General features: G+C 60.8%; 5 protein-coding genes and 3 pseudogenes. 5 read left to right on the top strand and 3 right to left on the bottom strand.

Features of this window, described 5'->3' with window-relative positions; genetic code table 11:
- Window positions 1–126 precede the first annotated feature (126 nt).
- Together JN403_RS13670 and rlmM are read right to left on the bottom strand one after the other, a co-directional pair.
- Window positions 127–1,553 (bottom strand): annotated as a pseudogene (locus JN403_RS13670) (FAD/NAD(P)-binding protein).
- Window positions 1,554–1,803: 250 nt separating this feature from the next.
- Window positions 1,804–2,871, bottom strand: a complete 1,068-nt coding sequence (gene rlmM, locus JN403_RS13665) for a 23S rRNA (cytidine(2498)-2'-O)-methyltransferase RlmM (RefSeq protein WP_205482794.1) — start codon at window positions 2,869–2,871, stop codon at window positions 1,804–1,806.
- Window positions 2,872–3,106: 235 nt separating this feature from the next.
- On the opposite strand from rlmM, the gene acnA reads away from it, so the two are divergent.
- From acnA to JN403_RS13640, 5 genes and pseudogenes are all read left to right on the top strand, one after another.
- Window positions 3,107–5,848, top strand: a complete 2,742-nt coding sequence (gene acnA, locus JN403_RS13660) for an aconitate hydratase AcnA (RefSeq protein ID WP_205482793.1) — start codon at window positions 3,107–3,109, stop codon at window positions 5,846–5,848.
- Window positions 5,849–6,425: 577 nt separating this feature from the next.
- Window positions 6,426–7,216: pseudogene (locus tag JN403_RS13655) on the top strand (CPBP family intramembrane glutamic endopeptidase).
- A 100-nt stretch (window positions 7,217–7,316) separates the two neighbouring features.
- A pseudogene (locus JN403_RS13650) lies at window positions 7,317–8,881 on the top strand (PAS domain-containing methyl-accepting chemotaxis protein).
- Window positions 8,882–9,166: 285 nt separating this feature from the next.
- Window positions 9,167–9,820 (top strand): hypothetical protein, encoded by a 654-nt coding sequence (locus JN403_RS13645; protein WP_205482792.1) that lies wholly within the window; start codon window positions 9,167–9,169, stop codon window positions 9,818–9,820.
- A gap of 421 nt (window positions 9,821–10,241) precedes the next feature.
- Window positions 10,242–10,907 (top strand): hypothetical protein, encoded by a 666-nt coding sequence (locus JN403_RS13640; protein ID WP_205482791.1) that lies wholly within the window; start codon window positions 10,242–10,244, stop codon window positions 10,905–10,907.
- 74 nt (window positions 10,908–10,981) lie between these two features.
- Here JN403_RS13640 and JN403_RS13635 read toward each other — a convergent pair whose 3' ends face one another.
- Window positions 10,982–12,403 (bottom strand): autotransporter outer membrane beta-barrel domain-containing protein, encoded by a 1,422-nt coding sequence (locus JN403_RS13635; RefSeq protein ID WP_240356555.1) that lies wholly within the window; start codon window positions 12,401–12,403, stop codon window positions 10,982–10,984.
- Window positions 12,404–13,044 lie beyond the last annotated feature (641 nt).

The following is a 13,044-nucleotide window of genomic DNA, read 5'->3' as shown; positions in this document are numbered from 1 at the left end:
CCCTGTCGCCTCGCGATGAAAAGCGGGCGGTCTTACCGGGTCGATAATGGGCTTTCGGCTCGTTCGGAGGGTGCTTTAGGAGGGGCTGCGGAAAGTGTGTCGCGGTCGACACAATTTCCTGCTCATTCAGCTTGGCACGTTGCTCACCGCCGCCAGTCGCGCCGCCAGCAGCTTGGCCTGCAACGCCACGTCGGTCACGGCAGTGCTTTCCCACCACAGGCCGCGCAAGGGCGGGCCCATGGCATAGAGCCGCGTCGAGACCCGCCCATCAGCGTCCATCAGCGCGCCCCCGCATCGGCGGCGATCCCCAGTGCCAGCGGCCCCGGCTGAATCAGGCCACGCGCCAGCAGATTGCGCGGCAAGGCACGATCAACCCGGCGCCAGTCGTATTGAATGCCGGTCGAGTTGATCAGCGCTGCGCCGCTCTCTGTGGTGGCCTTGTCCTGGCCGCGATAGCGAACGTCGATGGTGACCTGTCCGGCCTCGGCGCTTCCCACGCTGAGCAATGAGGCGGCGTGGATGTGCAGGCGCCCTTCGTCGATCAGCCTGCCCAGCAAGTGCGCGCTGGGCGGCGGCGAACGGTGGTGATGGCTTTCCCACCACGGACGGACGTGGCGTACGAATTGGCGCCGCTGCAGGTCAGACGCCTGACTCCACAGCCGTGGAATGTGCACGCGCACCGTGTCGAGCGGCGCCTGCCAGTCGATGCCCTGCTGTGCCGCTCGGGCGCACTGCTCGCGCAAGGCCCTGACCAGTTGGCGGGTGCTGCGTATTTTCAGATCGGCGGCGAGAAAATCCGGCCATGTCGGCGGCTGACGGCGCACGTGGGGCAGCAGACCGTGGCGGGAAAACACGTCGATGGGCCCACGGTGACCGGCTTGCTCAAGGGACACCACGGCGTCGACCATGGTCAGGCCCGAGCCGATGATCAGCACGCGGCCCTGGGGGTCGAGCTGGCCCATGGCGTTGACGTCCCACGGATCAACAGCGGCGGCGTTAAGGCCGTTTGAATCGCGCTGGGGCGTGCGCGCGGCGGCGAACATGCCCGTCGCCAGTACGCCGAAGCGGCCGGTGAGGTGCTCACCGTTTGCGAGGGTCAGGCGTATGCCGGCTGCGTCAGTCTGCAGGTCGGTGACTTCGCCGCGCACGTGCTCGACGGTCGAACCGCAGCGCTCGCCGGTCAGCCGGGCCTCGGCCAGGCGCTGCTGAACGTACAGACCGAAGATCCCGCGGGGCGGAAACAGCTCGGCCACCGGCACGTGCTGCTGATCAGACTCCGGCCAGCCGCCGCCGGCGATATAGTCGGTCAGCCAGCGGGTGAGATCGTCGGCATCGTCGGGGTCGACGCTCATGCGCGCAGCGTTGCCGTTCAGCGTATGGCCCAGCTCGGTGGCGCTGTAGGCCTCGCCGCGACCCAACTCGCTGCGTGACTCGACGATCAGGATCCGCCGCTGGCCCGGCAGGCGCAGCAGCTGCACGGCCAGCATCGTGCCGCTGAGGCCACCGCCGACAATGAGAATGTCGGCGTCAGGTCCATTGTGTTCAGCGCTCATTGCGTCTCCCCTTGTCTTCGCCCCGCTGGCGCGCCCGGCTGATTATGGACAGCGTGGCGCCGGATTTAAACAGGACAATCGGCGGCAGTTTGCTGACCGAATGTGGCGTGCCGGAGAGCTCGAGCAGACCACGATCCCGTGGGAGCGAGCTTGCTCGCGAAGACTTACCTTCAATCCCCAGAGAAATTGACTGAATGTCCCGGCCCCTTCGTGAGCAAGCTCACTCCCACATGGGGATCCCGCCCAACCGTCAGCCCTTGCGCTTCATGTCCAGCCGCCGCAGATGGCAGGTCACTTCTTCGCGGTCGTGGTACAGCTGCTTGCAACCGATGGCGACTTTCACGCCGCGGGCCTTGAAGCCGTCTTCGATGCGCTCCAGCAGGCGTCGCACCTCGGCGTAACGCTGCTTCATCGGCAACTTGAGATTGACCACGGCCTCGCGGCACAGGCCCTCGCCCAGCCAGGTTTCCAGCAGCGCGGCGTTGCGTGCGGGCTTCTCGACGATGTCGCAGACCATCCAGTCCACCGGCTGACGCGGCTTGAAGGTAAAGCCGTCTGCCATCAAGTGCTGCACCAGTCCGGTGTCCATGAGGCTTTCGGCCATCGGCCCGTTATCGATCGCAGTGACCAGCATGCCGCGCCGCACCAATTGATAGGTCCAGCCACCGGGGGCCGCACCGAGGTCGACGCCGGACATGTCGCCCGACAGACGCTCGTCCCACTGATCCCGGGGGATGAAGTGGTGCCAGGCCTCTTCGAGCTTGAGGGTGGAGCGGCTGGGCGCTTCCCGGGGAAATTTCAAGCGCGGAATGCCCATGGGCCACATCGCCGAGTTATTGGCATCGGCCAGGCCGAGGAACACTTCGCGCCCGCTTTTAAAGGTCAGCAGCAGGCGCGGCAGGCTCGGGTTGTCGACCAGTTTGCCGGCCTTTTCCAAGGCCTTGCGCAACGGCCCTTCGAACTTGCGGCAGAAGGTCGAAAGCTCTTTGCCGTCGTTGGTGTCGACCACTTCCAGCCACAGGCTGCCGCACGGCGCAAAGCCGGCCATGTGTTCGAGGATCACGCTGATGCGGTCGGTCTCCGGCAACTGGACAAACACGCCACGGGCCCACTGCCGGGGAAAAATCAGTTCGCGGAACTTGAGATTGTTCATCAGCCGCTCGGCGCCATCGGCCTCGGTGCAGATGAATTCGGCGAAAGCGGCGTCGGTCTTGGCCTTGGCGTAGCCGGACACCTCGAGGCGGGCGGCGTGCTCGCTGAGCTCCGAGCAGACCTCGCTTTCGAAGCCGGGGCGGCAATGCATGAAAAGGGTGTTCACGGGGCGGTCTCCTCGCGCGCCACGAATCGGGTCGCGGCGCAAGCTGTACTTGAGGACTAACCTCAATGACTCGAAAGCGGCGCATGATAGCCGAATCAGGAACCACTGGCTCAGCCGGCGGGTCCAGTACTACTCAATGAGCATTTAAAGGCGCCGCCCAGAGCGCCGAAGCAAGACCCGTCTTACCGTCGATCGCCCGTCCGCGCGTACTGCACGGACCGTCAAGGAGTCAGTCATGCCCTCCCTCGATAGCCTGAAAAGCCTCAAAACCCTCGAAGTCAGCAACAAGACCTACCACTACTTCAGCCTCCCGGATGCCGCGCGCACGCTGGGCGATCTCGACAAACTGCCGATGTCGCTCAAGGTGCTGCTGGAAAACCTGCTGCGCTGGGAAGACAACCACACGGTGACCGGCGACGACCTCAAGGCCCTCGCCGACTGGCTGATCGAGCGCAAATCCCACCGCGAAATCCAGTACCGCCCCGCCCGCGTGCTGATGCAGGATTTCACCGGCGTGCCGGCCGTGGTTGACCTGGCCGCCATGCGCGCCGCCGTGGCCAAGGCCGGTGGCGATCCCCAGCGCATAAACCCGTTGTCGCCGGTGGATCTGGTCATCGATCACTCGGTCATGGTCGACCGCTTCGGCGACGACAAGGCCTTCGGCGAGAACGTCGACATCGAGATGCAGCGCAACGGTGAGCGTTACGCGTTCCTGCGCTGGGGCCAGAATGCGTTCGATAACTTCAGCGTGGTGCCGCCGGGCACCGGAATCTGCCATCAGGTCAACCTGGAATACCTCGGCCGCACCGTGTGGACCAAGGAAGAAGACGGCCGCACTTACGCCTTCCCGGACACCCTGGTCGGTACCGATTCCCACACCACCATGATCAACGGCCTCGGCGTACTGGGCTGGGGCGTCGGCGGCATCGAAGCGGAAGCGGCCATGCTCGGCCAACCGGTGTCGATGCTGATTCCGGAAGTCATCGGCTTCAAGCTCACCGGCAAACTGCGCGAAGGCATCACCGCCACCGACCTGGTGCTGACAGTGACGCAAATGCTGCGCAAGAAAGGCGTGGTCGGTAAGTTCGTCGAATTCTATGGCGATGGCCTGGCGGACCTGCCGCTGGCGGACCGGGCCACCATTGCCAACATGGCCCCGGAATACGGCGCGACGTGCGGCTTCTTCCCGGTCGACGACGTCACGCTGGATTACCTCCGACTGTCGGGGCGTCCGGACGAAACGGTGCAATTGGTTGAGGCCTATTGCAAAGCTCAGGGCCTGTGGCGCTTGCCCGGTCAGGAACCGGCGTTTACCGATGCGCTGGAGCTGGACATGGGTTCCGTCGTGGCCAGCCTCGCAGGGCCAAAACGTCCGCAAGACCGCGTTGCCCTCCCCGATGTGTCCCAAGCTTTCAGCGACTTCCTGGGATTGGCGGTCAGCCCGAGCAAGCACGAAGAAGGCCGACTGGAAAGCGAAGGCGGCGGCGGTGTTGCGGTGGGCAACGCCGCGCAGGTGGGCGAGGCTGAGTATGAATACAACGGCCAGACTTACCGCCTGAAAAACGGCGCGGTGGTCATTGCGGCCATCACGTCCTGCACCAACACCTCAAACCCCAGCGTGATGATGGCGGCCGGCCTGCTGGCGAAAAAGGCCGTCGAGAAGGGCCTGCAGCGCAAACCATGGGTGAAGAGCTCGCTGGCGCCGGGTTCCAAAGTCGTGACCGATTACTACAACGCCGCCGGCCTCACTCAGTATCTCGATAAGTTGGGCTTCGACCTGGTGGGTTATGGCTGCACCACCTGCATCGGTAACTCCGGGCCGCTTCCTGACCCGATTGAAAAAGCCATCCAGCAGTCGGACCTGACTGTCGCGTCGGTGCTGTCGGGCAACCGCAATTTCGAGGGCCGCGTGCATCCGCTGGTGAAAACCAACTGGCTGGCCTCACCGCCGCTGGTGGTCGCCTACGCGTTGGCGGGCACCGTGCGCACCGACCTGAGCAGCGAGCCTCTGGGCGAAGGCAGCGACGGCCAGCCGGTGTACCTGCGGGATATCTGGCCGACCCAGCAGGAAATCGCCGACGCGGTCATGAACGTCAGCACGGGCATGTTTCACAAGGAATACGCCGAGGTCTTCGCCGGCGACGCGCAGTGGCAAGCCATCGAGGTGCCCGAGGCGGCGACTTACGTCTGGCAGCCGGACTCGACGTACATCCAGCACCCGCCGTTCTTCGAGGACGTGGCCGGGCCATTGCCGATCATCGCTGACGTGCAGCAGGCTCGCGTGCTGGCGGTGCTGGGCGACTCGGTGACCACCGACCACATCTCCCCCGCCGGTAACATCAAACTCGACAGCCCGGCCGGGCGTTATCTGCGCAGCAAGGGCGTGGAGTACAAGGACTTCAACTCGTACGGCTCGCGCCGCGGCAACCATGAAGTGATGATGCGCGGCACCTTCGCCAACATTCGCATCCGCAACGAGATGCTCGGCGGCGAAGAAGGCGGCTACACGCTGCACGTGCCCACCGACGAGAAGCTGCCGATCTATGATGCGGCCATGCGTTATCAGGAAGAAGGCACGCCGCTGGTGGTCATTGCCGGTCAGGAATATGGCACGGGCTCCAGTCGCGACTGGGCGGCGAAGGGGACGAATCTGCTGGGGGTCAAAGCGGTGATTGCCGAGAGTTTCGAGCGCATTCACCGTTCCAACCTGGTCGGCATGGGCGTCCTGCCGCTGCAGTTCAGGGCGGGCGAAAGCCGTAAAACACTGGGCCTGACCGGCAAGGAAGTGCTGAACATTACCGGACTTACCGGCGCGACGCTGCAACCGGGCATGAGCCTGGCGGTGCAGATCACCCGGGAGGACGGGCAGCAGGAAAACATCGACGTGCTGTGCCGGATCGATACCCTGAATGAAGTGGAATACTTCAAGGCGGGCGGGATCCTGCATTACGTGCTGCGGCAGCTGATTGCTTCCTGAGCCTCATCCCGGCTCAAGCCGGTCGTACTGACACACCGCGTGCAATTAGTGGGACCGGCTTCAGCCGGGAAAGCGTCAGATGCCACAACGCAATATTAATGGTGGTCAAACCGGCCCCTTCCCGGCTGAAGCCGGTCCTACATGTGGGACTGGCTTTAGCCCGGAAGGCGTCATGTGCCACACCAAAAATCTTCTGGTGTTAAAACCGGCCTCTTCCCGGCTGAAGCCGGTCCTACTGACGGTAAGCGTTGCTCCAGCGGGACTGGCTTTAGCTAGAAAGCCATTCTCTGCCTCACCCAAAATCTTAGGGTGTTCATACTGGCCTCTTCCTGGCTGAAGCCGATCCTACGGGCCCACCGCGAGCTTTTAGTGGGACCGGCTTTAGCCGGGAAGGCGTCGTCTGCCTCACCGCAAATTGCCAGCGTGCAACACAAATACGTCGTCATCAGAAACGCCCTACACCACCTCCGCCCTGCATCCACGAAACAATCGGACCAACCCCCCGTTGATCCGACATACACACGCGTTTAATGAACGTTAAAATCGCCAGCCTATTCCGACGCCCTAGGACGACTTCATGTCGGTGCAACGCTGGACTTCCCTCTTCCTGCTCTCTCTCGGCTACAGCCTGGCGCTGCTCTACGGCCAACTCAGCCTTCCCGTGGTCATCACGTTCGGACTGCTCATCATGGCCGGCATCTGCGTCAGCCATTTCCAGCACCGCGCCGTCCGCCTGTTCGGTCATGCCTTGTTCATCGCCATTGCGGCGGGCCTGGCCAGTCACTGGCTGCCCGGCTTCCTCAGCGCCAGGGCGATTGCCGGTGTGCGCCTCAGCCCCGAGGCGGCGCCGTATTCGATGTACCTAAATCTCGACAAGCCCCTCATCGGCTTCTGGATCGCCATCGCCTGCCCGTGGGTGTTTATTGCGTTGAGCCCACGACGCTGGCTGAGCGTCACCAGCATCGCCTTGCCCGTCACCGCCGCAGCGTGTTTATCAACGGCGCTGCTGCTGGGCCTCGTCGGCTGGTCGCCCAAGTGGCCGGAGCAAACGGGCATATGGGCGCTGAACAACCTCTTGCTGGTCGCGCTGACCGAAGAATTGCTTTTTCGGGGTTATCTGCAAGGGGTCTGAAAAGGTGGCTGCAGCACTTACCCTGCCATGACGCTCTGGCAGTCGGAATGGCATCGGCACTGTTCGGCCTCGCGCACATCGGCGCGGGCTGGGAATGGGCGCTTCTGGCGGGCATCGGGGGTGTGGGTTATGGCGTTGCCTATCGACTGGGCGGCCTGCCCGCTGCCGTGCTCACCCACTTCGGTCTGAACCTGCTTCATTTCAGCCTGTTTACCTATCCGATGTTCGACCGGTAGGCGTTTTCACGACATTCAGAAGATGAAGCAGTTCACAAAAACTTAATTTTTGTCGCATCGAGCCGATAACCCGTGACAGCCTTCCTGGATCGAATAGCTCATGCGAAATAACCAGCCCATCACTCAACGCGAACGGACCTTCCCGGCGCAGCAACGGTTGATCTCCACCACCGATGCGCGCGGCGTCATTACCTATTGCAACGACGCCTTCATTGAAATCAGCGGTTTTTCCAAGGATGAGCTGATCAAATCGCCCCACAACACCGTGCGCCATCCGGACGTGCCGTCGGCGGTCTTCGAACACATGTGGGCCACCCTCAAGCAGGGCTTGCCGTGGATGGGGATCGTCAAGAACCGCTGCAAGAACGGCGACCACTACTGGGTCAACGCCTACGTCACGCCGGTCTTCGAGAACAAGCAGGTCGTGGGCTTCGAGTCCGTGCGCATCAAGCCGACCGCTGAACAGGTGTCCCGCGCCGAAGCGCTGTACAAACGCCTGAACAGCGGCAAAAGCGCAGTGCCAAGCCGCGACAAATGGCTGCCGATGCTGCAGGACTGGCTGCCGTTCATCCTCGTCAGCCAGCTGAGCTTTCTGATTGGCGTCTGGTTGAACTCCCCTGGGGCTTTGCGCTGGCGGCTGCCCTGTCGGTGCCGCTGGGCCTGCTGGGCCTGAGCTGGCAACAACGCGGCCTCAAGCGTCTGCTGCGTCTGGCCGAGCAAACCACGTCCGACCCGTTGATCGCACAGATGTACACCGACAGTCGCGGCGCACAGGCACGACTGGAAATGTCGATCCTCAGTCAGGAAGCGCGTCTCAAGACCTGCCTCACCCGCCTGCAGGACACCGCCGAACACCTCAACGCTCAGGCCCGTCAGTCCGACAGCCTGGCGCAGGCCAGCTCTACCGGCCTGGAACGTCAGCGCGTCGAAACCGAACAGGTCGCCACCGCCGTCAACCAGATGGCCGCGACCACTCAGGAAGTCGCCAATCACGTGCAGCGCACCGCTGATGCCACCCAGCAGGCCAACGAACTGACCCGTCGCGGCCGCGAGATCGCCAGTGACACCCGCGAGGCCATCCAGCGTCTTTCGGCTTCGGTGGGCGAAACCGGCCTGACCGTGACCCAGCTGGCGAAAGACAGCGACGAAATCGGTGGCGTTGTCGACGTCATCAAAGGCATCGCCGACCAGACCAACCTGCTGGCGTTGAACGCGGCCATCGAAGCCGCCCGCGCGGGCGAGATGGGCCGCGGCTTTGCTGTCGTCGCCGATGAGGTCCGTCAATTGGCCCAACGCACGACCGAATCCACCGGCCAGATCCACGCCCTTATCGCCAAGCTGCAACAGACGGCCACCAACGCGGTGCAGACCATGAACACAGGCCGCCGTCAGGCCGAAGAAGGCGTCGAACAGGTCATGGAAGCCGACAGGGCGCTGATGGGCATCAGCGACGCAGTGGCCAACATCACCGACATGACCACGCAGATCGCCGCCGCCACCGAAGAGCAAAGCTCGGTGGCAGAAGAGGTCAGCCGAAACATCAGCACCATCGCACACCTGGCCGACCAGACCTCCGACGAAGCCCGTCGCTCTGCCACGCTCAGTGCGGAACTCACCCAGACAGCCAACACGCAGTACTCGTTGGTGGAGCGCTTTAACCGCTGAGTGATTGATGGGTTAAGCGAAGGCCCCGGCAGATCGTCTGCCGGGGCTTTTTTGTTTGTGTTGGGGATTAAGTAGGACATTTCTGAAAATCGTTTGAGGGAGCGGTTTTTGGTTTGGAGCGCGGGTTTGGCTGTTGACAGGATTTGTAGAACTCTATTAGTTGATTGTTGAAAGACGATAAATAGTTACCACCATGGGTGGGGTATTTGTTGATCTGGACAATTGAATTAAATGTGCACTCTTTCTGCGGATGGAAGTGGAGAGGCGTGCTTGATGGAGAAACTTATGAAAACTGAAAGCCTTGACTCCCCGTCCGTTCCCGCAGCTGAGCAGGACGGCTTAGTACCTACTAGCGAACTCGAAAATGATCTAATGATCACTTTTGACGTGCCGGACTTCGTGAAAACCGGCGACTCGTACCAGCTATTGCTTAACAATAGAGAGCTCGGCCCTAGCCAGCCTTTTCCGATACCTGATCCGGAAACTAGAGTCAAATTAACTGTTCACATTTCGAAGAACGAATTTTTCAGCGATGGCATGTACGAAATTGCCTACCGATACATTACCTACCCCGGGGGAAACATCGCGGATTCTAAGCCTGCCTTAATTCAAGTAGACCGCACCAAACCCGGCGCCACCCTCCTCGCTCCCCTCATCTTCCCCACTGCCACCCTCGGCGATCAACTCGTCGGACTGCTCCCTGGCTACGCCGGTATGGAACCGGGCGATATCATCCAGACATTACTCAACGGCGTCGCAGGCCCGGCCCATCAGGTCCAGGCGGATGAGCTCACCCTCCGACCCATCGAAATCCCGTTCAGCCGTGAACACCTGCAAGCCCATGCAGCCGAAACCGTGTCCATCGAGTACGTCGTCACCGACCGGGCGGGCAATGTGTCCATCACCAGCCTGCCGACCCTGGTTTCAGTTAAATTGTAACCAGCTTTCCCGCTATTCAACTGAATACCAAAAGTAACCCCCTCCACGCTTATGCGTGGAGGTTTTGTCAATAAATGAGCCAGCGGAAAATAATTTAAATTATTTTTGGGCATCTCGATTCCAAAGAACCTACATCACCGTAGGAAGCGTCTGATGGACTATCAAAATTTTATAGACTACCCGCGATACATAATTATTAAAATCACTCAAAAATGCCCTAAAAAAGGCTCGTTTCACACATCAAAGATCTATTCAACCACGAATTTTTTCGAAGAATCCATGCAATCCCATGCACTTCGCTTGTTTGACAGTCCTATTTTTCGAATCGATCATAGGCATGTGCAGCGCCGCAGTCCTACAAGCAAGCGCACAACACCCAATCCTGTAATTCTCGCACTAGCGATCTGATCAAGGAGTTCCAATGGAAGATGAAACGGATATCCAGCCATCCCCCCACTCACAACCGACCGAGTCAGATAACAATAAAAAGTTAACGGTGCCAAACCCCAAAAATACCCGCAGGACCAAACGCAAATCAGCTGACAAGAGTTCAATCCCGCTCTACGAAGAACTGCAGGCAATGCCGCCCGTGGGCAAAAGTGCGGCTGAACAGGCGTTGGTCTACGCCGGCCAGCTTCAGAACGCCCCGGGATTTCCCTGGCATCACGAGATGAAGCACCCGCCTCCGGCGCCGGTATTCGAAGCGCCTTTCATCACCGGTGCCGACCCCGAAGGCCCCACCGACGCACAGCTGCACGTGGGCATCTACATCAATATCCCGCGCTCGCCGAAGCTGTGGTTCGGGGATCACCTGAAGCTGCGCTGGGGCCACAACACCTTCTACACCACCATCGGCAAAGTAGAAGGCCGCAAAGGCCCTCGCCTGGTTCAGTACCTCAACAATGAAACGCTGGCGGACTACGAAAGCGGATGCGTCGAGGTGCGCTATGAAGTGGTGCGGCGCGCCAAGCTCGTCGGCATTTCGGAAACCCTGACCGTCAACCTGCCCCGGCTGAGGAAGCGGCGCGGCAAGGGCTCGTCCCCTGGCCGACCACCGCGACGGCGCCGGATGCAGCCGAAGTCGTAAGCCCACGTAAAAAAGCCCCGACTGCATCGCTGCAGCCGGGGCCTCGGAACCGCCTTTTAATCAACTAATGCGAATCAGAACGCCAGACGCACACCCACGTTCGCACCCCAAGGCTGCTCAACATGCTCACCTTTCATGTAATCGAAATCAGCGTGCACCTGGAGTCGTTCGGACAGCGACACCGAAACACCTGCGCCCAACTCCGCGCGGGAGCCGAACAGGTCGTTGTCAAAACGCTGACCGTTCACGCTGACGTCATTGCTGCGGGAGAACTCGTGGGCCAACGCCAGCCGTGCGTACGGCTTAACCACGCCGCCGTCCTTCAGGGCGAAGCTGCGTCCCAAGGTACTGCCGACCTTGCCCAGCACCGACTGGGTCTGGTTGGTCCTGGCCTGCATGCCGTTGTCCAGGGTGTAGCTGCTGCCATCGATCCAGACGCTGGACACCTGCGCGAACGGCTCGACGAAATACTCATCGCCCAGCTTTATGTGCTTGCCGACTTCCAGCGACCCGCCCAACGCCTTGCTGCTGTAATCACCCTTGGCCTTGGTGCCATCGCTCATCGCTACCTTGGACTCGTTATGGAACTGGTTGAGTTTCAGCACACCGTCCAGGTAATAGCCGCCCTCCGACAACCACGTGCCATACGCGCCGACGTAGTAGCTGTCGACCTGACCCGAAGTGCCTCGGCCGATGTCCAGATCCGACTTGCTGTAACCGCCCATCAATCCGAGCAACAACTGACCATTGCCTACCGGCACGGGCGCATCCGCACCGAACGACAGACCCTGCTGCTTCTGACTGTAATCAACGCCGGAATCCAGCGCCGCATTGAAGCGACTGCCGTAAGTACGCATCCAGCCGCCGCCCTGCTCCTGGCCGCGCACCTCCCCCATGCGACTGCGCAACGTCGTCAACTCGCTGTTCCAAACCGTCGGGGCCGTGTTGAACAACGCCAGCGCACTTTGCGTGGACGGGCTGATCTCCTTGCCGGACCCGACGATGAACCAGTCCGTCCCCTGGCGCTCAAGCTCATAGGAATACACCCCAAGATCCGCCCGACCGCCCACCAGCCCGAACTCGGCATCCCCGCCTTCGGTGTGAACCACCCGCAGCGGGTCGAACTCGGCAGGGACGGCTTCAGTGCCGGTGTTTTGAATACGCAGGCGATGCCTGCCCGAGGCTTCCCCATTCACGCTGAGCAAATCACCGGTGCCGTCGTCGAGGTTGATACGCATGTCGAAAAGCCCACGGCCGGACAGCGTACCCAGCGAAAGCGAATGAAAGCCGTCTCCGGTGAAGCCTACGCTGCCGCCGTCCAGAGCAAGCGAGTTAACGCTGTTATCCGCCGCAAATTGCCAGCGGCCACTGGAATCGATGGTTACGGAATTGCCATTGACGATATTCCCGTTCAACTGCCCGTGATTGCGCAGCACCACGTTGAGGGTGCTGGTGTCATCGGCGACGAAATCGCCGGAGAGGGTGCTGTTGATCACTTTTACATTCGCGGTGCTTTCTGACTGGACATTAATGAGTAATCCCGAATCTGACTCAAGGCTGGATCCATCGCGAATTATTATGTCCGCTGTCGTTTGTTGAGCCCTGCTGCTAAGCCTATCAACCACTATCGCCGCCCCGGCCGCACCGCTTATTAAGGAATTACTAATATCCAGGTGGTTTTCCTGCGTGGTTATGTTAGATGCACCGTTAACTATGTAGATACCATTGACTTCACCCTTGATACTACTGTTGTCCGTGACATGCGCGACACCGCCGCTAAGACGCATACCACCGGCTTTAGGCGCACCATCAGCACTTACGCCTTTCACTACTGAATTGGCGAGCCAAATCTCCCCGGTTGCGCCGACACCCAGCCCGTAAAATCCCCCAGTGATGGAGCTATTAGTAACATGAGCTTGAGAGCGCGTTATCAGATCGGTTTCAGTAAGCAGCAGTTGCAAACCCAGCCCTTGTGCATTCTCAACCGTTGTGCCGACTAGTTTCAGGTCTCCAGAGCTTACAGCAATCCCATTCCTCACTAATCCAGCATTAACATAGACCTCTGAATGACTCATAGCGATGGCGCTGACGACTCCACCTTCCAAGACATTCAATACGCCACCGTTCGTCACCAAAT

The sequence above is a fragment of the Pseudomonas sp. 15A4 genome (assembly GCF_016925575.1).
GTDB lineage: Bacteria > Pseudomonadota > Gammaproteobacteria > Pseudomonadales > Pseudomonadaceae > Aquipseudomonas.
This window is presented reverse-complemented; position numbering and strand designations above follow the sequence as displayed.

Excerpts from the sequence above, each read along its gene's own strand:
- acnA (WP_205482793.1), top strand. The coding sequence starts at position 3,107 with ATGCCCTCCCTCGATAGCCTGAAAAGCCTCAAAACCCTCGAAGTCAGC.
- JN403_RS13645 (WP_205482792.1), top strand. The coding sequence starts at position 9,167 with ATGAAAACTGAAAGCCTTGACTCCCCGTCCGTTCCCGCAGCTGAGCAG.
- JN403_RS13640 (WP_205482791.1), top strand. The coding sequence starts at position 10,242 with ATGGAAGATGAAACGGATATCCAGCCATCCCCCCACTCACAACCGACC.